The 21,784-nt window shown below is 58.4% G+C and carries 22 protein-coding genes and 1 pseudogene; 3 read left to right on the forward strand and 20 right to left on the reverse strand.

The window, feature by feature from the left end; all coding sequences use genetic code 11:
* Window positions 1–80 precede the first annotated feature (80 nt).
* Window positions 81–728 (reverse strand): glutathione transferase, encoded by a 648-nt coding sequence (gene yfcF / locus QCD69_RS10370; RefSeq protein ID WP_301251935.1) that lies wholly within the window; start codon window positions 726–728, stop codon window positions 81–83.
* A 163-nt stretch (window positions 729–891) separates the two neighbouring features.
* On the opposite strand from yfcF, the gene QCD69_RS10375 reads away from it, so the two are divergent.
* The gene (locus QCD69_RS10375; RefSeq protein ID WP_301251937.1) at window positions 892–1,785 is read left to right on the forward strand and encodes a TIGR01777 family oxidoreductase; all 894 of its coding nucleotides are present in this window, start codon (window positions 892–894) and stop codon (window positions 1,783–1,785) included.
* A gap of 5 nt (window positions 1,786–1,790) precedes the next feature.
* Here the strand turns inward: QCD69_RS10375 and hisP are convergent, their stop codons facing one another.
* The 18 genes and pseudogenes from hisP to QCD69_RS10460 all read right to left on the reverse strand — a co-directional run bounded on the left by hisP (window position 1,791) and on the right by QCD69_RS10460 (window position 18,941).
* Entirely contained in the window at window positions 1,791–2,561 is a 771-nt protein-coding gene (hisP, locus tag QCD69_RS10380; protein WP_253459747.1) for a histidine ABC transporter ATP-binding protein HisP, read from the reverse strand.
* An 8-nt stretch (window positions 2,562–2,569) separates the two neighbouring features.
* A complete protein-coding gene (locus QCD69_RS10385; protein ID WP_301251938.1) occupies window positions 2,570–3,286 on the reverse strand; it encodes an ABC transporter permease in 717 nt (238 codons plus the stop codon).
* A complete protein-coding gene (locus QCD69_RS10390; protein WP_301251939.1) occupies window positions 3,283–3,969 on the reverse strand; it encodes a histidine ABC transporter permease HisQ in 687 nt (228 codons plus the stop codon). The genes QCD69_RS10385 and QCD69_RS10390 overlap by 4 nt, the downstream gene beginning before the upstream one ends.
* An 86-nt stretch (window positions 3,970–4,055) precedes the next feature.
* Window positions 4,056–4,835 carry a lysine/arginine/ornithine ABC transporter substrate-binding protein ArgT gene (gene argT / locus QCD69_RS10395; protein WP_253459738.1) on the reverse strand — a complete coding sequence of 260 codons (780 nt, stop codon included), beginning with the start codon at window positions 4,833–4,835 and terminating at the stop codon, window positions 4,056–4,058.
* 229 nt (window positions 4,836–5,064) lie between these two features.
* Window positions 5,065–5,634 carry a UbiX family flavin prenyltransferase gene (locus QCD69_RS10400; protein ID WP_253459736.1) on the reverse strand — a complete coding sequence of 190 codons (570 nt, stop codon included), beginning with the start codon at window positions 5,632–5,634 and terminating at the stop codon, window positions 5,065–5,067.
* Window positions 5,635–5,721: 87 nt separating this feature from the next.
* On the reverse strand, window positions 5,722–7,239 hold the full coding sequence (purF, locus tag QCD69_RS10405; RefSeq protein WP_125288272.1) for an amidophosphoribosyltransferase: 1,518 nt from the start codon (window positions 7,237–7,239) through the stop codon (window positions 5,722–5,724).
* A gap of 36 nt (window positions 7,240–7,275) precedes the next feature.
* Window positions 7,276–7,761, reverse strand: a complete 486-nt coding sequence (cvpA, locus tag QCD69_RS10410) for a colicin V production protein (RefSeq protein WP_125288273.1) — start codon at window positions 7,759–7,761, stop codon at window positions 7,276–7,278.
* A 337-nt stretch (window positions 7,762–8,098) separates the two neighbouring features.
* On the reverse strand, window positions 8,099–8,818 hold the full coding sequence (gene dedD / locus QCD69_RS10415) for a cell division protein DedD (protein WP_253459733.1): 720 nt from the start codon (window positions 8,816–8,818) through the stop codon (window positions 8,099–8,101).
* Window positions 8,808–10,067, reverse strand: a complete 1,260-nt coding sequence (gene folC / locus QCD69_RS10420; protein WP_301251940.1) for a bifunctional tetrahydrofolate synthase/dihydrofolate synthase — start codon at window positions 10,065–10,067, stop codon at window positions 8,808–8,810. The genes dedD and folC overlap by 11 nt, the downstream gene beginning before the upstream one ends.
* Window positions 10,068–10,130: 63 nt before the next feature.
* On the reverse strand, window positions 10,131–11,039 hold the full coding sequence (accD, locus tag QCD69_RS10425; protein WP_301251941.1) for an acetyl-CoA carboxylase, carboxyltransferase subunit beta: 909 nt from the start codon (window positions 11,037–11,039) through the stop codon (window positions 10,131–10,133).
* Between the two features lie 280 nt (window positions 11,040–11,319).
* Window positions 11,320–11,982, reverse strand: a complete 663-nt coding sequence (locus QCD69_RS10430; protein ID WP_125288277.1) for a DedA family protein — start codon at window positions 11,980–11,982, stop codon at window positions 11,320–11,322.
* Between the two features lie 17 nt (window positions 11,983–11,999).
* Window positions 12,000–12,803 (reverse strand): tRNA pseudouridine(38-40) synthase TruA, encoded by an 804-nt coding sequence (gene truA, locus QCD69_RS10435; protein WP_301251942.1) that lies wholly within the window; start codon window positions 12,801–12,803, stop codon window positions 12,000–12,002.
* Window positions 12,803–13,813, reverse strand: a complete 1,011-nt coding sequence (locus QCD69_RS10440) for an aspartate-semialdehyde dehydrogenase (RefSeq protein ID WP_301251943.1) — start codon at window positions 13,811–13,813, stop codon at window positions 12,803–12,805. Before QCD69_RS10440 ends, truA begins: the two co-directional genes overlap by 1 nt.
* Before the next feature lie 120 nt (window positions 13,814–13,933).
* Window positions 13,934–15,070 (reverse strand): 4-phosphoerythronate dehydrogenase PdxB, encoded by a 1,137-nt coding sequence (gene pdxB, locus QCD69_RS10445; RefSeq protein WP_301251944.1) that lies wholly within the window; start codon window positions 15,068–15,070, stop codon window positions 13,934–13,936.
* Between the two features lie 128 nt (window positions 15,071–15,198).
* Window positions 15,199–15,285: pseudogene (locus QCD69_RS22965) on the reverse strand (glutathione transferase); the annotation flags it as partial.
* A 6-nt stretch (window positions 15,286–15,291) separates the two neighbouring features.
* Window positions 15,292–15,735 (reverse strand): hypothetical protein, encoded by a 444-nt coding sequence (locus QCD69_RS10450; RefSeq protein WP_301251945.1) that lies wholly within the window; start codon window positions 15,733–15,735, stop codon window positions 15,292–15,294.
* An 80-nt stretch (window positions 15,736–15,815) separates the two neighbouring features.
* The gene (gene hglS / locus QCD69_RS10455) at window positions 15,816–17,144 is read right to left on the reverse strand and encodes a 2-oxoadipate dioxygenase/decarboxylase HglS (protein ID WP_301251946.1); all 1,329 of its coding nucleotides are present in this window, start codon (window positions 17,142–17,144) and stop codon (window positions 15,816–15,818) included.
* Between the two features lie 372 nt (window positions 17,145–17,516).
* The gene (locus tag QCD69_RS10460; protein ID WP_253459713.1) at window positions 17,517–18,941 is read right to left on the reverse strand and encodes an amino acid permease; all 1,425 of its coding nucleotides are present in this window, start codon (window positions 18,939–18,941) and stop codon (window positions 17,517–17,519) included.
* 303 nt (window positions 18,942–19,244) lie between these two features.
* On the opposite strand from QCD69_RS10460, the gene QCD69_RS10465 reads away from it, so the two are divergent.
* Window positions 19,245–20,147, forward strand: a complete 903-nt coding sequence (locus tag QCD69_RS10465) for a DMT family transporter (protein ID WP_253459710.1) — start codon at window positions 19,245–19,247, stop codon at window positions 20,145–20,147.
* Between the two features lie 116 nt (window positions 20,148–20,263).
* On the forward strand, window positions 20,264–21,283 hold the full coding sequence (flk, locus tag QCD69_RS10470) for a flagella biosynthesis regulator Flk (protein WP_253459707.1): 1,020 nt from the start codon (window positions 20,264–20,266) through the stop codon (window positions 21,281–21,283).
* A gap of 2 nt (window positions 21,284–21,285) precedes the next feature.
* Here flk and QCD69_RS10475 read toward each other — a convergent pair whose 3' ends face one another.
* The gene (locus QCD69_RS10475) at window positions 21,286–21,735 is read right to left on the reverse strand and encodes a rhodanese-like domain-containing protein (RefSeq protein WP_301251948.1); all 450 of its coding nucleotides are present in this window, start codon (window positions 21,733–21,735) and stop codon (window positions 21,286–21,288) included.
* Window positions 21,736–21,784: the final 49 nt, after the last annotated feature.

The raw sequence follows: 21,784 nt of genomic DNA on the forward strand, positions 1-21,784 counted from the left end.
CTTTTCTGGCGCCTTCGCGCTCGTTGATGCCTGCCCGCGCAGTCTGCCACGGGTCGCCTTAAGATACTGATCCCGCTGTGTCATTCTGCGGTATCTTTAGAAGATTCAGACAGCCAAAGCTGCACCGACGCCCGCTGCCACTGAAAATGAGCGTAATCCGCCACGCGCGCCGGTACGCTGTCGCCATGCAGCGCCAGCCTGTTAATCATTATCGCTAAATCCGTATCCGCTATCGACCACTCGCCAAAAAGATTCTGCTGGCCCGACGGCAGCAGCTTTTCAACGGCGCTTATCAGTTTATTAGCGGAGCGCTGCGCCGCCGTCGACAGCGGCGCAAAGGTTTCGCCAGCAAACAGAACTTCCGTGGGGCGCTCCTGGCGAAGCGGCAGAAAATCACTGCGCAGCCAGGCCTGGATCTCTCTGGCCCTGGCGCGCTTTTCCCGGCCCTGCGGATAAAGCCGTTCAAACTCCGGCGCAGGAAAGCGCTCCTCCAGATATTCGGCGATGGCGGAGGATTCAGAAAGCATAAAATCATCAAGCTGCAAAGTGGGCACGCGGCGCGTCAGCGACAGCGCGCCATAGCCCGCCTCAAGGTGCTGGTCGCTGGCCAGATCGATACGCTTTACTGAAAAAGGCACCCCCTTTTCGCTGAGCGCCACAAAAACAGACATCACATAGGGACTAAAAAAACAGGCATCTGACCACAAAACAACGTTGGGATAATTCATCCTCGGTTCCTTATCAGGCGGCGTCTGCAACCTGTTTACCCATTTTTTTAACAGAAGGCAATCTCTCCTGACCGGCGTCGGTTACTTTGCCGACGCGCGTCGCGCTTTCCCGTCAACTTCGCCTAAGCTTATGGCATTGACGACACCCTTTGAGGAGAAAAAAATGCACATTTTACTCACGGGCGGCACCGGTCTGATCGGCAGCCATCTGATCCCTCGTCTTCTGTCCCGGGGCGACAGCGTGAGCGTGGTCACGCGCGACGTCGTCAGCGCACGGCAGAAACTGGGGGAAAAGGTTAGCCTGTGGTCCGGGCTGGATCAGCAGCGTAACCTTGACGGCGTGGATGCCGTTATCAACCTGGCCGGCGAGCCTATCGCCGACAAGCGCTGGACCGAACAGCAAAAGCAGCATCTTTGTGAAAGCCGCTGGCAGATGACCGAAAAGCTGGCCACGCTGATCAATGCCAGTACGACCCCGCCGAAAGTTTTTATCTCCGGTTCGGCAACGGGGTTTTACGGCGATACCGGCGATGTGGTGATCACTGAAGACGATCCCGGCCATGCGGAATTTACCCATAAGCTGTGCGCGCACTGGGAAGCGCTGGCGATGGCGGCCGACAGCGACAGAACACGGGTTTGCCTGCTGCGTACCGGCGTCGTGCTGGCTAAAACCGGCGGCGCGCTGAGCAAAATGAAGCTGCCCTTCAAACTGGGCATCGGCGGCCCCCTTGGCAGCGGACAGCAATATATGCCATGGATCCACCTGGACGATATGCTGAACGCGATCCTGTGGCTGCTGGATAACCCGGATCTACGCGGGCCGTTCAATATGGTTTCGCCCTACGCGGTACGCAACGAGCAGTTCGCCGCCATACTGGGTCATGCGCTGCACCGACCAGCCTTTATGCGCACGCCCGCCAGCGCGATTAAGCTGATGATGGGCGAATCCGCGGTGCTGGTGCTGGGTGGTCAGCACGTGTTGCCGAAGCGGCTGGAAGCGTCAGGCTTCAGCTTTCGCTGGTATCAGCTGGACGAAGCGCTGGCGGACGTGGTGTAACGGCCCTATTTCAATGCGCCCGCTAAAAACTGCTGCAGCCGCGGACTTTGCGGATGGTTAAACAGCACCTCCGGCGGCCCCTGCTCTTCTATCCGGCCCTGATGTAAAAAAATCACGTGGCTGGAGACGTGGCGGGCAAATTCCATTTCGTGCGTCACTACCACCATGGTTTTGCCCTCTTCCGCCAGCTTTTGCATAATCCGCAGAACTTCGCCCACCAGCTCCGGATCGAGCGCCGAGGTTGGTTCATCAAACAGCAGCACTTCCGGCTCCATTGCCAGCGCGCGGGCAATGGAAACGCGCTGCTGCTGGCCGCCGGAGAGATGCACCGGATATTTTGCCCGCGCGCGCTCGTCGATGCCGACCTTATCCAGATAGCGAATGGCCCGCGACTGCGCCTCGGCCTTGCTCAGGCCCAGCACCTGGATGGGCGCCTCCATCACGTTTTGCAGCACCGTCAGATGGCTCCAGAGGTTAAAGTGCTGGAACACCATCGTCAGGCTGGTGCGCAGCGCCCGCAGCTGCTCTTTATTGGCGACTTTTAGCTGGCCGTCGGTGTCGCGCACCAGATTAATCAGCTGATTATTAACGGCAATAGAGCCTTCGCTCGGCTTCTCCAGAAAGTTAATGCAGCGCAAAAAGGTACTTTTCCCCGAGCCGGAAGAGCCAATAATGGTGATGACATCGCCCGCCTTTGCCTGAAGCGAGACGCCCTTCAGCACTTCATGATCGCCATAGCGTTTATGCAGCTCGGTGACGTTTAGTTTATTGGACATAGGTCTACTCAATGGGTCGATGAAGGTTTCATATGCGCCAGCCAGCGTTTTTCCGCCCTGCGGAACAGGCTAATCAATACATAAGAGATAATCAGATACAGCGCCGCCGCGATGCCGAAAGCAACGAAAGGCCGATAGGTGGCGGAGTTGATATCGCGCGCGACCTTCAGCAGGTCGGGCACGGTCGCGGTAAAGGCCAGCGCCGTAGAGTGCAGCATCAAAATTACCTCATTGCTGTAGGCGGGCAGCGCGATGCGCAGCGCCGAAGGCAGAATAATGCAGCGATAGAGCTTAAAGGTAGAGAAGCCATAGGCGCGCGCCGCCTCGATTTCACCATGCGGCACGGCGCGGATGGCGCCAGCGAAAATTTCCGTGGTGTAGGCGCAGGTATTCAGCGTCAGCGCCAGCAGCGTACAGTTCAGGCCGCTGCGGAAAAAGGTATTCAGCAGATCGTTGCCTTTAACCACGTCCAGCGTATACATGCCTGAGTAGAACACCAGCAGCTGGACATACAGCGGCGTGCCGCGAAACAGATAGGTAAACAGCCAGACCGGAAAGCGTACGGCTTTAATGGACGACACGCGGGCGATCGCCAGCAGTATCGCCAGACAGCCGCCCAGCGCCACGGAGATAATCAGCAGCCAGAGCGTAATCGCCACGCCGGAAAAGCGGTAGCCGTCCGTCCACAGCAGGGCCTTCCAGTATTCCTGCAAAATGTCGATCATAAGTCCGCCCTTTTCACGCCCACGGAGTAGCGACGCGTAAGCCACCACAGCACGCCGTTAGAAAGCGTGGTGAAAATCAGGTAAACCACACCGGCGACGATGGCGAAATAAAACGGCTGCCAGGTGCTTTTGCCCGCCAGCTGCGTGGCTTTTACCACATCCTCCAACCCCAGCAGCGACACCAGCGCGGTCGCCTTGAGGATCACCTGCCAGTTGTTGCCGATGCCGGGCAGCGCATAGCGCATCATCGCCGGGAACAGGATGCGGCGGAACGTTTGCGACGCGGTAAAACCGAACGCGGTGGCCGCTTCAATTTGCCCTTTCGATACCGCCATAAAGGCGCCGCGAAACGTTTCCGTGAAATAGGCGCCGTAGATAAAACCCAGCGTAATAATGCCCGCCGTCATCGGATCGATATCAAACTGGCTGAGGCCCATCAGCTCGGTAACCTGGTTAAGCGCGATTTGCAGCCCATAGAAGATCAGCAGCATCAGCACCAGGTCGGGCACGCCGCGGATCAGCGTGGTGTAACCTTCAAACAGCATAGCCAGCGGACGACGGCCGGAAAGCTTTGCGCCCGCGCCGATCAGGCCCAGCACGACCGAAAGCAGCACGGAGCAGAGCGCCAGCTCCAGCGTCACCATCGCGCCTTTGAAAATGATTGCAGAGTAGCCATACAGCATAAGCAGTTTCCTGTCTGATTTAAGGCGTTTGCCCCAACGCCTGGGGCAAATCGGGAGCCGCCAGCGCCGCCCCCTGACAGGTTTTCTTAGCCGCCGTAGACGTCAAAGTTAAAATATTTTTTCGCCAGCTTGTCATAGGTGCCGTCCTGGCGCATCGCCGCCACGGCTTTATCGATAGCGGCTTTCAGCTCGGTGCTTTCTTTCGGCAGCCCCATACCTGTGCCAACGCCAAAGATTTTTTCGTCCTTCACTGCCGGGCCGGCAAAAGCGTAGTCTTTACCGACAGGCTGCTTGAGGAAGCCTTCGCTGGCGGCCACTTCATCCTGAAACGCGGCGTCGATACGTCCCGCCGTCAGATCCTGATAAACCAAATCCTGATTGGCATAAGGCGTTACGGTTACGCCCTGCGTGCGCCAGTACTGGTTGGCATAGGTTTCCTGCGTTGTGCCCTGCAGCAAACCAATAGTTTTGCCCTTCAGCGACGCCACGGTCGGTTCGATTTTGGCACCTTTAGGGGCGATCAGGCGGGCGTTGGCGGCATAAAGTTTTTCAGAGAAGGCGATCTCCTGCTGACGCTTTTCGGTAATAGAAAGCGAAGAGATAATCGCATCGATTTTTTTCGCCTTCAGCGACGGGATCAGCGCGTCGAAATCGCTTTCGACGAAGGTACATTTCGTTGCCATACGCTTACAGATCTCGTTGGCAAGGTCGATATCAAAGCCCACCAGTTCGCCCTGCGCGTTTTTGGATTCAAACGGCGCATAGGTTGGGTCGGTGCCGATACGCAGCGTTTTGGGCACGGCGGCCAGCGCGCTACCGGCAGAGAACGCCAGCAGCAGAGAAAGAGCCATCACCTGCTTCTTCATAGATTATCCTCAGAGTCACTTTTATTATGGAGGGGCCAGCGTAAAGACGTGCAGCTTTCATGCCACCTTTACCAGAGGGTCACGAAAGCGCACCGGCGCATAAAGAAGTTAAAAAAACGCGACCCGACAGCAGGATTATGGAAGAAGAATGCCTCGCTTTGGTGCATTTTCTGCACGCAAAGCGTGTTTATGGGAGCGAGCGCACCAAAAAAGCGCAGGAGACAGGCGTCTATGCACCCTGCCAGCGCGTGAAAAGATCGTTATCCAGCTCGATATCAAACTGATCCAGCACGCGGTTGACCGTCTGGTCAACGATGTCCATGACGTTCTCAGGACGATGATAGAAGGCCGGTACGGGCGGCATGATAATCGCGCCCAGCTCCGCCGCCGTGGTCATCATCCGCAGATGCCCAAGATGCAGCGGCGTTTCCCGCACGCAGAGCACCAGCCGACGACGCTCTTTCAGGATCACGTCCGCCGCACGCGTCAGCAGACCGTCGCTGTAGCTGTGGACGATGCCGGACAGCGTTTTCATTGAACAGGGCAGGATAGCCATTCCGTCGGTTTTGAACGAGCCGGAAGAGATGCTGGCGGCGATATCCCGCGCGTCATGCACCACATCCGCCATCGCCTGCACGTCGCGCACGGAATAGTCGCTTTCCAGCGCCAGCGTCTGCCGCGCGGCCTGGCTCATCACCAGATGCGTTTCCACCCCGTCGACCTGTTGCAGTATCTGGAGCGTGCGAATGCCGTAAATTACGCCGCTGGCGCCCGAAATGCCGATGATAAGTCGTTTCATAATAATCCTTAACCTTCCTGGGGCCGGCCCAAAAAAAATGGGCCGGAATAGCTTCCGACCCATGATACCAGGAAAGCGGCGAGCGCATCAGCCCTCGTTGTGCATTTCCAGGTTTTCGACCTCGTTCTGGCGCGCCAGCGCTTTTGCGTCGTCGTTGCGCAGCGACTGGATATGCTCCAGATAGCGCTGATCGACATCTTTCGTCACGTAGACGCCGTTAAACACCGAACATTCAAACTGGGCAATATCCGGATTTTCTTCGCGCACCGCCTCAATCAGATCGTCCAGGTCCTGGAAAATCAGCGCGTCGGCTTTGATCAGCTTGCAGATCTCGTCCACTTCCCGCCCGTGCGCAATCAGCTCGGTCGCGCTTGGCATATCGATGCCGTAGACGTTCGGGAAGCGGATTTCCGGCGCGGCGGAAGCCAGATAGACTTTTTTCGCCCCGGCTTCGCGCGCCATTTCAATAATCTGTTCCGACGTGGTGCCGCGCACGATGGAATCGTCCACCAGCAGCACGTTCTTACCGCGAAACTCCGCGCGGTTGGCGTTCAGCTTGCGGCGCACCGCGCTACGGCGCTGGTGCTGGCCCGGCATAATAAAGGTGCGGCCCACGTAGCGGTTTTTCACAAAACCCTGACGGTAAGGCTTGTCCAGAATGCGCGCCATTTCCAGCGCGATATCGCAGGAGGTTTCCGGGATCGGGATCACCACGTCAATATCCAGGTCTTCCCATTCGCGGGCAATCTTTTCGCCCAGCTTGGTGCCCATGCGCACGCGGGCGCTGTATACGGAAATTTTGTCCAGGAAGGAATCCGGGCGGGCAAAATAGACGTACTCGAACAGGCACGGGTTGCATTTGGGGTTTTCCGCGCACTGACGGGTGAACAGCTGCCCTTTCTCAGTGACGTAAACCGCTTCGCCCGGCGCCACGTCGCGCAGGAACTCAAAGCCCAGCGTATCCAGCGCCACGCTTTCGGAAGCCACCATATACTCGCTGCGGCCGTCTTTCATTGCGCGCTTGCCGATAACCAGCGGACGGATGCCGTTGGGATCGCGGAAGGCGACCAGGCCGTGGCCGATAATCATCGCTACGCAGGCATAAGCGCCGCGCACGTGCTGGTGCACCGCCGCCACCGCCGCGAAAATATTCTCCGCTTCCAGCGGATAGTGCTGAAAACGATCCAGCTCGGTGGCGAAAATATTCAGCAGGATTTCCGAATCGGAAGTGGTGTTCACGTGACGGCGGCCGCTTTCAAACAGCTGCTTGCGCAGCTCGTGGGCGTTGGTCAGGTTACCGTTGTGCGCAAGCGTAATGCCGTAAGGCGAGTTAACGTAGAAGGGCTGCGCTTCAGAAGCGCTGGAGCTTCCGGCGGTCGGGTAGCGGACGTGGCCGATCCCCATATTGCCCTGCAAACGCTGCATATGGCGGGCTTCAAAAACATCGCTCACCAGGCCGTTTGCTTTACGCAGGCGGAAGCAGTTCAGGGCATCAATGGTAACGATGCCTGCGGCATCCTGGCCACGGTGCTGCAGCACCGTTAACGCATCATAAATCGACTGGTTGACCGGCATAAAACCGGCGATCCCGACAATACCGCACATGTGGTCATTTCCTCATAAGCCGCAACCCCGGCTCAATTACCGGGGTAAAAAACTCGACGTGCTTTTCAGGTAGTCAAAAAACCACCTGATTATATAGCTAAACTGGGGAATCAGCTGGGACTGCTGCCAGTCCGGGCTTTTGGAAAAGCCGGTGAAGGTATCAAGGAAAAACAGCATGGCCGACACAATCAGTACGCCGCGTAATGCCCCGAAACAGACTCCCAGCACCCTGTCGGTTCCCGACAGGCCGGTTTTTTCAACCAGCGAGCCAATCACATAGTTGACTATCGCGCCGACAATCAGCGTGGCGATAAACAATGCCGCGATGGCGATTCCATTTCGAACCAGTTCGTCTTCAAAACCTGTGAACCAGACAGCAAGGAAGGAGTAATAATGACTGGCGACAAAAAATGCGCAACCCCAGGTGACGAGCGAAAGTGCTTCCCGAACGAACCCGCGGATCAGGCTGACAAGAGCCGAAAAACCAATAACCGCAATAATGACGTAATCTATCCAGACCATGAACTCTTCCAGCGACTGTGCCTCTGATCAGGCTGCATCCCTCTGCTGTCTGCCGCGTCGGCACGGGCAGCACAGGGACACAACCTGAGTTCGGGGCGAATTCTAACAGAAAAAGAAAACGTTTGCGTAGCTTTTCCTTAACCGTCCTGATGAAAACCGGGCGTGAAAAAAACCAGCGCAAAACCTGCAGAGATAACGGGAAAACAGGCTGGCCGACTCGTCCCGGCAACTGTTTGATTTACTTTGTTTTACGGGCTGCCGCCTCGCCTGAAACGGCACAACGACAGCCCGATTTCAGCGCCTGAAAGGCGCCGTCTCTTGCTGCGATAGCAACAGCCTAACGTGCGCTATAAGGCTTTACCACGCCGCTCAGTCCGGAGATGCCTTTCAGCTCGCCCACGGCGGCCTGCATCTTCGCTTTTGAAGCGTCCGGCCCGACATAAACGCGGGTAATCTGGCCCTGCACCGGCGTTGACGGCACCGTAAAGGCGCGATAGCCGGAAAGGCGCAGCGAGGCGACGATTTCGTTAACCTTAGCGGCGTTCTTCAGCGCCCCCAGCTGCACGACCCACGCCTGACCTGCCGGCGCGCTCTCCTGCTGTACGGGCTTCGGCTCCGGTTTCGGTTCCGGTTTGGTTTCCGGCTTCGCTACCGGCTTAGGTTCCGCCTTCGGCTTCTCTACGGGTTTTGGCTGCGCTTTGGGTTTTTCGACCGGTTTTTCCGTCACAACATGACTTACCGGCGGCGGCGACACCACGGTCGGCTGGTTGCCCGCCTGCGGCGCGGTAGAGCCGCTTTCAGCCTGCGAGGTATTTTCATTGGTCTGGCCCGCTATCGCCGTGCCCGCGCCTTCCGGCGGCTGGGCTGGCAGCGACTGCGTGACCGGCGGCACCATCTCCGTTTCCTGCTGATCGCCAGGCTTAGGCACCAGCGGGATCGCGGCGAACTCTTCTTTATAGTGCTTTTTCTTACCGTCCAGCAGGCCCGGCAGCACGATAACGCCCAGCGCCACGATGATCACCGTTCCGACCAAACGATTTTGAAACTTACTTGCCACTGCCACTCTCCGTTTCCATCGTTTCCATTACCTGCGCTACGGTGTGGAAAGAACCGCACACCAGCACGATATCCTGCGGCCCGGCCTGCCGCCGCGCCTGGTCAAACGCCGCCGCCACGTTGGCACAGGCCTGCGCGCCCGGCAAATGCGCCAGCAGCTGCTCCGCGCTTGCGCCTCGCGGCCCTGCCAGCGGCGCGCAGTACCAGTAGTCGACCTGCGGCGCCAGGCAGGCCAGCGTCCCGGCGATATCTTTGTCGTGCAGCATGCCGACCACCGCATGGACCTTTCCGGCTTTCGGCAGCTCGCCCAGGCGTTCGGCCAGGTAGCCAGCCGCATGAGGATTATGCGCGACATCCAGAATAATGCGCGGCGATTGTGCAACGGTCTGAAAACGACCGGGCAAAATCGCTTTGTCCAGCTCGTAAAGCGTGGCGTCATCAACTTTTAACGATGATGCGCGCAGCGCGGCCAGCGCGGTGGCGGCATTCGGCAGCGGCACCTGCGGCATCGGCAGGCCGTTCAGCGTGCCCTGCGCGTCGGTAAAGCTCCAGTCGTGCTCGCCCACGCGGTAAGACCAGTCGCGACCACGCTTCAATAACTGCGCGCCCAGCTCATCGGCCACTTCGCCAATGGTATGCGGCATATCAGGTTCGCCAACGATAGCAGGCTTGCCGCCACGAAAGACGCCCGCTTTTTCGCGGCCGATGCTTTCACGATCCGGGCCAAGCCAGTCGGTATGATCGAGCGCGATGCTGGTGATTACCGATACGTCGGCATCCACGATATTGGTCGCGTCCAGGCGACCACCCAGCCCCACTTCCAGGATCGCCACATCAAGCTGCGCACGCTTAAACAGCCAGAGCGCGGAAAGCGTACCGTACTCGAAATAGGTCAGCGAAGTGTCGCCGCGCCCTTTTTCAATATCGGCAAATGAGGCGGTATGCTCCGCTTCGGCCAGCTCAAGCCCCTGAATACGCACGCGTTCGGTATAGCGCACCAGGTGCGGCGAGCTGTAGACGCCGACGCGATAGCCGGCGGCCATCAGCAGCGTTTCCAGCGTCCGGCAGGTGGTGCCTTTGCCGTTGGTGCCGGCGACGGTAAAAACAAACGGAGCAGGTTTAAGAAGGTCAAGCCGTGCGGCGACGCGCTGGACGCGCGCCAGCCCGAGTTCGATAGCCTGAGAATGCAGATTCTCAAGATAATGAAGCCACGTGGCCAGAGGCGACGTGGCTTGAGGAAGAGTATCCATGTATCCCGTTCACAAGTTACGGTTCATTGGTGAAAGGGCGACGCGCGCCCTTTCGGACATCGGTCAGGCTTCAGGGCTGTGTGGCGCCTCTTCCACCTCTGGCACGCGCTCTTCCTGCGGCGCCGGCAGATTCATCATCTTCGCCAGCACGGAGGCGAGCTTAAAGCGCATCACCGGACGGCGCACGATCATGTCGATGGCGCCCTTCTCGATTAAAAATTCGCTGCGCTGGAAGCCCGGCGGCAGTTTTTCACGCACGGTCTGTTCGATCACGCGTGGGCCGGCAAAGCCGATCAGCGCTTTAGGCTCGGCGATGTTCAGATCGCCCAACATGGCGAAGCTGGCGGAAACGCCGCCCATGGTCGGATCGGTCAGCACGGAGATATAAGGCAGACCGCGCGCCTGCATTTTCGCCAGCGCGGCGCTGGTTTTCGCCATCTGCATCAGCGACATCAGCGCTTCCTGCATACGGGCGCCGCCGGAGGCGGAGAAGCAGATCAGCGGGCAGTTGTCTTCCAGCGCCTGCTCAACGGCACGCACAAAGCGAGCGCCAACCACGGAGCCCATTGAGCCGCCCATAAAGGAGAACTCAAACGCGGCCGTCACAACCGGCATGCCGTGCAGCGTGCCTTTCATCACAATCAGCGCGTCTTTCTCGCCGGTGTCTTTCTGCGCCGCGGCCAGACGATCCTTGTATTTTTTGGAATCCCGGAACTTGAGCACATCTTTCGGCTCCAGCTCGCTGCCCAGTTCGGTCATCGAACCTTCGTCCAGCAGGCTGTGCAGACGGTCACGTCCGTGCATACGCATATGGTGATCGCATTTCGGGCAAACTTCCAGATTGCGTTCCAGCTCGGCACGGTAGAGAACCTGGCCGCAGCTGTCGCATTTGGTCCAGACGCCTTCCGGAATGCTGGCTTTGCGCGATGGGGTGATTGTGCTCTTGTTGAGAATTCTTTCAATCCAGCTCATTGATGACCTGTTATGTTGTTTATTGTGCTAAATCAGATACTTAACACAGATTATCGCCTGAGAATTAGGCGGTATTACATCATAAAACCGTTTTGCGCGCTACCAATTCGTCAACGGCCCGCGTTTCCCTTTTGCACCACCGCGCACGGGCGGGCCGGGCTGTTTATTTATCATGCCGCGAAGCGGTCAGCAACGACCATGAAAACGTATTTTATGAGCAAAAGCATCAGGAAGGAACTCGTCCGCCGCCGCTGCCGACGGACGGACGATAACAGAGAGGCTATTGCGGCTTCTGCTGACGCGCCGCGCGGCGATGACGTAACACTTCCACCACGCCTGGCAGAACCGAAACCAGAATAATAGCGACGATCAGATAGTGCAGGTTTTGCTGGATAGCAGGCAGGTTGCCGAAGAAGTAGCCGGCATAAGAGAACAGCACCACCCAAAGAATACCGCCCGCCACGTTGAACAGCGCAAAATGGCGATAGGACATTTTGCCCATACCGGCGACGAACGGCGCAAAGGTGCGGACTATCGGCACAAAGCGCGCCAGGATAATCGTTTTGCCGCCGTGACGCTCATAGAACTGATGCGTTTTATCCAGGTAGCTGCGGCGGAAAACTTTTGAGTTCGGATTGCTGAACAGCTTATTGCCGAACAGGCGTCCGATGGTGTAATTCACCGCATCGCCGACAATCGCCGCCACGCAAAGCAGCAGCGCCATCACGTGCACGTTCAGCGCGCTGTCCGGGATAGCCGCCAGCGCGCCCGCCACGAACAGCAGCGAATCGCCGGGCAGGAAAGGCGTCACCACCAGCCCCGTCTCGCAAAACAGAATCAAAAACAAAATGGCATAAATCCAGACGCCATACTGTGCAACCATCGCCTGCAGATGCACATCAATGTGCAAAATAAAGTCGATGACGGTGTGAATCACTTCCATACAGGTTCCTTAATGCGTTAATCCTCGAGGAATAGCGGCCCCATCGGCGGACGGGGTAAATCATAACGTTCCGGGTAATCGACCGCGACCAGATAAAGCCCTTCGGCCCGCGCCGTTGCCGCCGCCAGCGTGCGATCTTTCGCCGCCAGCAGCTCGGCCATCCAGCTTTCCTGCTGATTTCCACAGCCTATTTCCATCAGGCTACCGACAATGTTGCGCACCATATGGTGCACAAAAGCGTTGGCTTTGATATCCACCACCACGTAAGCCCCGTGACGGCTGACATTAAGGTGTATGACGTTGCGCCAGGGCGTGCGCGACTGGCACTGCACCGCGCGAAAAGAGGTAAAGTCGTTTTCGCCCAGCAGCGCCTGCCCTGCCCGCTGCATTTTTTCCACATCCAGCGGATGGTAAAAATGCGTTACGCCGCCGTGCAAAATCGCCGGACGCAGACGACGGTTATAGATGACGTAACGATAGCGCCGCGCCGTGGCGCTGAAGCGGGCGTGAAAATCGTCCGCAACCGGCTTCACCCAGCGCACGGCGATATCGTCCGGCAGGTTGGCGTTGACGCCCAGCGTCCAGGCGGCATCTTTACGCAGCGAGGTGGTTTCAAAATGCACCACCTGGCCAGTACCGTGCACGCCCGCATCGGTTCGGCCTGCGCAGAACACCACCACCGGATGATCGGCCACTTTAGAGAGCGCTTTTTCCAGCTTATCCTGCACGCTTCTGACTTCCTGCTGCCGCTGCCAGCCGTAATAGCGGCTGCCGTCATACTCAATGCCCAGCGCCAGTTTGTACGTTTGCGGCGCCGACATTACCAGAAGTACTCCTGTACCAGTTTCTCAGCGGTTTTCACCGCCATCAGCGCGCCGCCAAAGCGTACGTTGTCCGCTACCGACCAGAATTGCAGCAGCTCCGGGATGCCGTAATCGTTGCGCACGCAGCCCAGGCTGAGCAGTGCGCTGCCCGATGCGTCGCCGACCTGCGTCGGATAGTCGTTTTCATCGGAAAGCGCGATATCTTCCGCCTGCATCAGCGCTTCGCGCGCCTCTTCCGCCGACATCGGGCGCAGGTTTTCCACGTGCACAATTTGCGCGTTGCCGTAAAAAACCGGCGCCTGAACGGTGGTGACCGAAATCGGCAGCCCTTCATCCTGCAGCACTTTACGCACCTGATCGATCAGGCGGCGCTCCTGCAGCACGCTGCCTTCGGCGTCCGGCAGCAGCGGCAGCATGTTGAAAGCCAGCTGGCGACCGAAGAAGTTCTCTTCCGCCGGCATCCCGTTCAGCAGCCGCGCGCTTTCGCCCGCCAGCGAGTCCACGGCAGCCTTGCCGTGTGCCGAAGCGGCAATCAGGCTGGTCACCTGCAAACGGCCCAGGCCCGCCTGATCCACCAGCGGTTTGATCGCGCAGAGCAGCTGGCTGGTGACGCTGTCGGCCACGCTGATGATGTTGCGGTTGCGGTAGTCGGCCAGCACCTGCGGGTTCACGTCCGGCACCACCAGCGGCACGTCCGGCTCCAGCGCGAAAAGATCGCTGCTGTCGATCACCAGGCAGCCCGCGCTCGCGGCTTCTTCGGCATAGCGCGCCGAGGCTTCGCGACCGGCGGCGAAAAAGGCCAGCTGCACCTGCGACCAGTCGAACTCGCTGGCGTTGTTAACCAGCAGCGTTCTGCCTTCAAAACGCAGGTTTTCGCCCGCGCTGCGTTCGCTCGCCAGCAGATACAGCTCACCAACCGGGAACTGACGCTCGGCCAGTAATTCCAGTACTGCTCCCCCTACTGCGCCTGTCGCGCCCAGTAGCGCAATATTCCAGCCGTCAGACATGTTGGTTTACTCCAGATAATGTACATAAAAAACAGAGGGCGGTGACGACACCGCCCGACGATTCAGAATTGTTCGTAGCGGGCGTCGCGCCCTTACGTGGGGGCGCGCCGCCTGAAATTTTTAGCAATCGGCCTGCCAGTACGCGCTGAAACCCAGCGCCGACAGCAGCGTCGCGGTGCTTTCGCTATTGCACTGCACGCGCAGCGAAGACCATTCGCGACGTTCCAGATAATTTTTACGCAGGCGATCGAATTCACCCGGTACGGCCGCCACTTTTCGCAGCGGCGCGTCGTCGCGGCGCACATCATACACCAGATGCACCAGTCTTTTCAGCGTCGGCTGATCCAGTTCGCCGCGCAGCGTGATCTGACCAAACTCCGGCGCGGGCAGCAGGGTTTCCAGCGCCACCTGCTGCGGGTTGCCTAAAAACTGCGTCCAGGCTTCAAATACCTGGGTGGTGCCGCGCGCTTTCCCTTCCAGGGTGTAGCCCGCGATATGGGCGGTGGCGATATCCACTTTTTCCAGCAGCGGCAGGGAAAGCTCCGGCTCCGGCTCCCACACGTCCAGCACCACGCTGAGATCGCGGCGCGTTTCCAGCACCTTCAGCAGCGCCTGATTGTCCACTACCGGCCCACGGCAGGCGTTGATCAGAATAGCGTTGGGTTTCAGCGCCCGCAGCAGCGCCTCGTCGGCCAGATGCAGCGTTTTGTAGGCGCCCTGCTTAAACAGCGGCGTGTGGAAGGTCAGGATATCGGCTTCCGCCACCAGCTGTGAAAGCGGCAGGAAGTCCCCTTCGTCGCCTCGATCGGCACGCGGAGGATCGCAAAGCAAGGTGCGGATCCCCAGCGCGGCAAGACGAGCCTGCAGGCGCCCGCCGACGTTGCCGACGCCGACAATGCCGACGGTGCGATCTTTCAGCGCGAAGCCGTCGCGTTCCGCCAGCAACAGCAGCGCAGAGAAAACGTATTCCACCACGGCGATGGCGTTACAGCCCGGTGCCGCCGAAAAAGCGATCCCCTGTTGTTGCAGAAAAGCCTCATCAATATGATCGGTGCCTGCCGTGGCCGTGCCGACAAATTTTACCGGCTTGCCGTTTAACAGCTCCGCATTGACTTTGGTCACGGAGCGCACCATCAGGCCGTCGGCGTCATCCAGCTCGGTCTGCGGGACGGGACGGCCGGGAACGGCCACTACATCGCCCGTGCGGCTAAACAGTTCGCGCGCATAGGGCATGTTTTCATCAACGAGAATTTTCACAATCGGGGTTCCTGCTCGGTAACAGTGAGGGACGTTATTCTGCCATAAAGCCGGGAAAGGGATAAGCCCGTGGTGCGGCGAGCCAACAAGCCGCCCTATTTAAAGATCATTTTTGCATAAGGGTTTTTGCGACAGGCCGCCAGCCGCTGGTAAAATGCCAGGCTAACACGTAAGTCCGTAACGGCCAGCGTTAAATGATTGAGTCCTTGAAGCATTATCGGCTACTGATTGATGCGTGTAATCAGCACGCGGGTGTTGTGACAGGCTTTGTCCTGACACACTTCGCTAAACCACAGCTGGCCGCTGTCGCCCACCATTACGCCCTGATCCCTGGCGAACAGATCTTCATATTTCTGCGCGATAATGACGCGGCTTAAATCAGGCGTGAATACGCTGCCGTAGTGCTTCTTTAACATTGCCGCAGTGCGATAGGTTTTCGCTTTCCCTTTTAAACCGACCTCAAGCGGATAAGCAATCATTGTCGCCACTTTGGCTTTGTCTTTTGCCGCCACCGCCTGTTGCAGTTCGCCAAGAAAATCCTGGTATTTCTGATGGGAGCCAAACAGAAAATCCAGACGCTGATCCACTTCCTGCGTGGTGGCTGCATAAACGTTCCCCATACCGAGAAACAGGGATAGCAGCAGAATAGCCAGCCGGGTATACATAAAATTCTCCTTGAAAAGCGGCCTGTGCGCCGCGCTAACTTTAGGCTTAAGTCGGCAGCCACGTCAAAGACAGAGCGCGGTCAAGGGCGATCGAAAATGGCCGCCAGCGATGCCTCTTCCAGCTGTTGATACAGCGAAAACTCGTCGATAACCGCGCAGCCCAGCGCCTGCTCAAAAGCCAACTGATTGGGATGGCCCTTGCCCGCCGCTCCCCTTTCGCTGCCCAGGTTCGACTGGAAAATGCCCGCGGCGCTGACCGGCAGAAAATCTTCATAAACCACTGGCCTGGCCTCTATGGTGCCGTCGTCGATCAGGCTTTGCAGCTGCTCACGGCTGGCCTGCTCCGGCAGCGTCGCGCCCGCCGACAGCCGATAGCTAAAATAGCCCAGCTTCTGCCGACGCAGCTCGTGCATATCATCCGGGAAAGCGGCAAAGTTCGCGGCCAGCCCGGCGGCTTTATCCCCCGCCGTCGGCTGTTGCAAAAGCCGATCGTAAAGCGCACGGCCTGCGGGCGTCAGCGCCAGCCCGCGCTGCTCGATTTCACCAAAGCGCGCGATGTGCCTGCCCTCGCTGTTGTCGGTAAAGGTGATTTTTTCGCTCAGCGCCTTAAAGCTGGTCTGACGCAGCAGAATGGGCACGCGACGCGGCGGCGGCCCTTCAATGCTCTCTTTCGGCACGATCTGATAAGCGGGCATCTGCCGCTGCACGGCGTCAATATCCAGCGTGCGCGGCGTAAGGTGGTTAATGTGCGGCCCTTTAAAAGAAACCACGTCGGCAATCAGGCGGTGCTGATCCAGCAGCGACTGATAAGTTGCCCCGTCCACCTGCGCTTCGCTGTGCCACTGAAAGGTTTTCAGCGCTTCGGCGACAAACTCATCCGCCTGTGCGGCGGTTAAGCCTTGCTGAGCATGGCCGATCTCAAGCAGTTCCAGCAGACGCGGCGTAAAGATATTCCGCTGGTCGAGGATCTGGCTCACCTTCTGCTTCAGTCCGTCATCATCGATCAGCTCCAGGCGCAGCAGCGAGGTAAACACGCGGAAAGGATTATATTGCAGCGAGCGCGCGTCGACGGGGCGAAAAGCGGTAGCGTGCACCGGCACGCCTGCCGCAGAAAGATCGTAATAGCTGACCGGATACATGCCCATTACTGCAAACAGTCGGCGCATGGTCGCCAGCTCCTGCGCTTTGCCAAGGCGGATAGCGCCGTGCCGTTCAACGGCCAGCCGGTTCAGCTCCGGCGCGCTGTCGGCGTCCGCAAAGGTCTCGGGATGGGCCTGCAAATAGCGGGCGTTCACCTCTTTCACTAACTGCAACAGCGTGCGGTACTGCGGCACTTCCTGCTGGTACATCAGCGACATCGCTTTGGAAAAGGCGTCGCGGATCGCATCGGGTGAACTAAACCGGGTCATAGTCTGGCCTTATGATAGAGGGCGCCTAAACAGCGAAAACCTTTCTTCAAGCATAGCGCCCGGCGGCCGGTTATTCGCCCTGTTTTTCGCCTGTTTGCGCAGCGGGCCGGCAGCTAGTCCGCAGCCGGCTTGCAGCCATTAAAAAATCCATTCGCAGGAATGGCTCAGACTGCTGACAAAGCCAGAGGGTTCGTACGGCCTGGATTTTTTGCCGCGAAACGGCAGCTTCACAGCAGCAGAGGCTGAACGGCCAGCCGTTCGCGCATGGATGCGCGAAACGAGCCCCCGTGGACGAGTTGTTCCGGCCTCCGCTGCTTTTCACCGGCCTGAACGCGACTTGATGACAGAGGATGATTTTGTCAGCAACCTCCGTTAACGCATCGTTTGCACCTCGCGAGGCTGCATTTTGCCGCTGCCGATTTTTTGCGTCTGCGCCGTGCGCCTGCGCGTGACAATAAAACTCAGCATCAGCACGATAGCGGCCACGGCGGCGGTCATCAGCGTTTCATAACGATAATCGGGCGAAATAAACATATAGCCCAATACCACCAGAATAATGCCGATGGTAAACAGCGTCAGCCACGGAAACAGCCACATCTTAAATTCCGGCGTCCGGCCGCTGCGTTCCAGCCTGCGGCGCATAATCAGCTGGGAAACGGCGATAACCAGATAGACCAGCAGCGCGATGGCGCCGGTGGTGGAAAGCAGAAAGTCGAAAACCCTGCCGGGAAAAGCGTAGTTAGCGAAACAGCCTGCAAAACCGGCCAGCGTTGAGCTGAGTACGGCAACGCGGGGCACGCCGCCGGCGGAAATTCGCGCGCCGGCCTGCGGCGCATCACCACGCTGCGCCAGCGAGTAAAACATGCGGGAGGCGGTATACAGCCCGGAGTTCATGCAGCTGCATACGGCGATAAACACTACCGAGCTGACCAGGATACCCGCGCCCGGCAGATGCAGCACGTTCAGCGCGTATTGAAAGGTTCCCTGTTCTTTCAGTTGTGGATCGTTCCAGGCGACCAGCGACACCACCAGGAAAATCGACAGCAGATAGAACAAGGCAATACGGTAAACCACCAGGTTAGTCGAGCGCCGGATCTGCTGCCCCGGATCCTTTGTCTCGGCGGCGGCAATGGTCACGATTTCCGCGCCAAAGAAGGAGAAGATGGTGATCAGCACGCCGGAAAGCACCGCGCCGCCGCCGTGTGGCATAAAGCCGCCGCTATCCCACAGGCGCGACACGCCGCTGACGTGTGCCAGAGGCCAGTAGCCCGCGACCGCCGCGATGCCCACCGCGATAAAAGCCAGGATAGCCACCACTTTAATCAGGGAAAACCAGAATTCGAACTCGCCGAAGTTTTTCACGTTGAAAAGATTGGTGCAGGTCAGCAGAGTCATAATAGAGAGTGTGTAAACCCAGGCGGGCACGGCGGGTAAAGCGGTATGAAGGATGTTCGCGCCGGCTATCGCCTCCACCGGGATCACCAGCACCCAGAACCACCAGTAGAGCCAGCCGATGGTAAAGCCTGCCCAGGGGCCAAGCGCCCGTGAAGCGTAGGTGGAAAAGGAGCCGGAATCAGGCTGCATAACCGCCATTTCTCCCAGCATTCTCATCACCAGCAGCACCAAAAAACCCGTTAATATATAAGAAATTAAGATAGCCGGCCCTGCGGTGGCAATGGCGCTGGCAGAGCCGATAAACAGACCGGCGCCGATAATCCCGGCGATGGAAATCATGGTGACCTGGCGACTGGATAACCCATCGCCCAGCGTGGATGGCGGTTTTGCTGAATAACTCATCGTAATTCCTGCCTTAGCGTAGTGGACGTTAGCGCTTAGCTCGTGCAAATTCCTTTTTTCAGTTTCGCCGTCATAAAACTGTCATTTCCTGAATTAATTCTGGACGTTGCCGAAAAAGGAGTAAAAGGCTTCAGGCCGTTTTGCCATAGCCTTTTCTTATTTCCGCCTGGAGGGTTTTACGCGGTGACGTTTTACTATGCAGAGAAGAGGCAGGAGAAAAATCAGGCAGCGGTAATAAAGGTTATTTATTTGTAGCCGCAGACGGGTACACTCTCGGCTCTTATTACTGATTCAGGCTCGACAATGAATTTTCTTTATCCTTTGATGGCGGTGTTGATCTGGTCGTTTAACGCCATCGTCAGCAAAGTCTCGGCAAACGTTATCGATCCTGCCGCTATTTCCTTTTATCGCTGGCTGATAGCGCTGGTGGCGCTGACGCCCTTCGTGCTGCCTGCGGTATGGCGCAACCGGACGCAGGTCAGGCAGCAGTGGTGGCGGCTGCTGACGCTGGGTCTGCTCGGCATGGTGCTTTATCAAAGCCTTGCCTACTATGCCGCGCACAGCGTCAGCGCGCTTTCGATGGGTATTCTGGTTTCGCTGATCCCTCTGCTGACCGTGCTGATCAGCATTGTGCTGCTGAAAGTGGCGCCCACGCTGGGCATTCTTATCGGCAGCGTGCTCTCTTTTGGCGGGCTGGTGTGGCTGATTAGCCAGGGCAGTCCCGAACGGCTGCTGACGCAGGGCATGGGCACGGGCGAGCTGATGCTGTTTGCCGCTTCCACCTCTTACGCGCTGTATGGCGTGCTGACCCGTCGCTGGGCGATCCCGCTGCCAAACTGGCAAAGCCTGTACGTGCAGATTGTGTTTGGCGTCATACTGCTGCTGCCGGGCTTTTTACTGGCAAAAGACGTGGCGCTGAACGCGCATAACCTGCCGCTGGTGCTGTTTGCCGCGCTTCCGGCTTCTATTCTTGCGCCGTTTTTATGGATCCAGGGCGTGATGCGCATGGGTGCCAGCACCGCCTCGATTTTTATGAATCTGACGCCTGTCTTTACAGCAGTTATCGCCGTGCTTTTTCTGCATGAAAAGCTGCACAGCTATCACTTTATCGGCGGCGGCGTCACGTTATGCGGCGTGATCCTGGCACAGCGGCTGCGTACGCCGCTGCGGATCGGCAAAACAGCGCGAGCGACAGCGGATCCCTGAAAAATAATCCGCCGCGCGGCGCGCCGCTACTACCTATCGCGTAACGGGATTGTTATCATAGCCAATCCCCCTTTTTTCCGGCGCTTTCCGGACAGTGTTGAGTTAAGGATTTTGCCATGCAACCTCTTAATGGCCCAGGCGCGCCATTACCCGGCGAACGAGCGACGGTCGCTGATACCGGCCGAACCGGACCGGGCGATCAGCCGCTGACCCCTGCTCAGCGCACCACGCTGGAAAGGCTGATTGTCAAAATCATGTCGCTCAGTTCGCTAAAGGCCCCGGAGCTATGGGCCGGACTGCGTCATGAAGTGGGCGTGAAGAACGATGCCGGGCTGCTGGCGCGTCATTTTCCGGCGGCGGAGCAGTTTCTTAATACGCGGCTTGCGCAGGTGCAGAACACGCACGCCACCCGACAGCTGTTTCAGCAGCTGAGCGATTTGCTGCCTGCGGGCAATAATCGCCAGGCGGTGAGCGATTTTATCCGGCAGCAGTTTGGTCATACGGTGCTCAGCTCGCTGAATCCCGATCAGCTGCGCCAGGTGTTGACCATGTTGCAGAACGGCCAGATGGCGATCCCGCAGCCGCAGCAGAACCGCGTCACCGATCGCTCGCTGCTGCCGGCGGAGCACCACGCGCTCAATCAGCAGGTCGCTCGCCTGGCTGCCGTTACCGGCGAACAGCCGGTGAAGCTGTGGACTTCCGTGCTGAAGGTGGTCAACCTGCACAGCGGCGATCCCATTCCTTCACGCCTGTTCCCGCTGCTGACCCAGTATCTTCAGGTTAGCCAGACGCTGAGCCAGCAGCCTGCCCCGACGCTGCATACGCTTCTCGCCTCGCTGAAGGTGCCTTCCGATCATGCAGAGCAGCGCATGCTGGAGGAGGCCAGCCAGCAGCGCTTCCAGCTGCCGCCGCAGGCGATCCTTACCGCAGCCCAGGCGCAGGATTTGATGAATCTGCTGTTTGCGCGGCGGGCCGAACGGCTGAAGGAGATGCCGCTGGCCGACAGCGAGATCCATCCGCAGCCGATTATTTCCGGCTACGTGCCGCCGGTGCTAAGGCCGCTGGCGACGCGTCCGGCCGTAACCGCTTTTGCCGCGCTGGTGCTGTTTATTTTTCTGCTGTGGCTGTTCCTTTAGGCTTAACAGCCGCACGCCTGTAAATCCTGTTGCGGCCAGCTGCCCGCTTCTTCTCCTTGCGCGACCGGATGACGGTCGCGCAGCCAGAAATCCAGCCCGCCAATCAGCTCTTTAACCCGCAGTCCCGCCGACGCCAGTTTCCATGCGCCTTTGGTCGAGCCGTTGCAGCCAATGCCGTCGCAGTAGGTCACGTAAACTTTGCTGCTGTCCAGCGCCGCCAGCGTTTCTGCGCTCATGGTGCGGTGAGGAAAGCTTATCGCGCCGGGAATATGCGCGGCCTGATACTGCTCTGCCGCACGGGTATCGATCACCACGATATCTGTAATGCCGTTGGCGAGATCCTGCGCCAGATCCCAGGCATCGCTGTAGTAAGCCAGCTTTTCGCGTAGCCATGCTTCGCTGCGTGCGGCGTCAGGCGGTGGAAATTGTAAAACGGCGGACAGGGTCATCATGTGTACTCCTTTGCTTAAGGTCTGCCTGATGATAGGGTAAAACGGCCTT

The organism is Erwinia sp. PsM31 (assembly GCF_030433775.1).
In the GTDB taxonomy this organism is placed as follows: Bacteria; Pseudomonadota; Gammaproteobacteria; order Enterobacterales; family Enterobacteriaceae; genus Erwinia; species Erwinia aeris.